The sequence below is a fragment of the Arthrobacter sp. JCM 19049 genome, from assembly GCF_001310435.1.
In genome coordinates this window covers 1-663 of record NZ_BAXF01000856.1, presented here as the reverse complement: position 1 = coordinate 663, position 663 = coordinate 1, and the positions used below count along the sequence as shown (strand labels likewise).

2 protein-coding genes are annotated in these 663 nt (G+C 71.6%); both read left to right on the top strand.

The window, feature by feature from the left end:
• On the top strand, positions 1 to 307 hold a 307-nt coding region (locus JCM19049_RS16750), incomplete at its 5' end, for a HAMP domain-containing protein (protein ID WP_279403479.1).
• Between the two features lie 6 nt (positions 308 to 313).
• The gene (locus tag JCM19049_RS16745; RefSeq protein ID WP_279403478.1) at positions 314 to 529 is read left to right on the top strand and encodes a hypothetical protein; all 216 of its coding nucleotides are present in this window, start codon (positions 314 to 316) and stop codon (positions 527 to 529) included.
• Positions 530 to 663 lie beyond the last annotated feature (134 nt).

The following is a 663-nucleotide window of genomic DNA, read 5'->3' as shown; positions in this document are numbered from 1 at the left end:
GGTGGCCCGGCACATCATGCGTCCGATCCGCGCGGTGCGCGAAACCGCCGAGCAGATCACCGCCCAGGACCTCTCGGCCCGCATCCCGGTGCACGGCCGGGATGACCTGGCGCAGCTGGCCGAGACGGTCAACGCCATGCTGGACCGGGTGGAGGGATCCCACCTGGCCCAACGCCACTTCATCGCTGAGGCCCGGGCACACCTGTCCGAACCGCAGCACCGCCTGGCCGTTGCGGTGCGCAACTGGCCCGCGGGGAGCTGTCCACCACCAAGCGCTCCCACATGGCCGCCCAGGCGCAGGACCTGATTGCAGATGGGCCAGTGCCTGGCGGACCTGGAAATCCTGGCCCAGAGCACGAACCCCGGCTTCGTTGCCCCGCAGTGGGTGTCCGTCGGAGGTGACCGCCAGATCGCCGCGCAGGCTCGGGCAGCGACCTGCTGGCCGGACGCCACCTGGCGATCGAGGCCACCTCCGCCACCAAAGCCTGGCTGGATCCGGCGCGCATCACCGATGCGCTGCGCCAGCTGATCGGCAACGCCGTGCAGTTCACCGGCCCGGGGGACACCATCCACCTGAGTTCGGCGGTCACCGGCGGCGCCGCCAGCTTCTGGGTCCAGGACCACGGGGCGGGGCTGGAGGCCGAGCAGGCCCGCAGCCTGTTG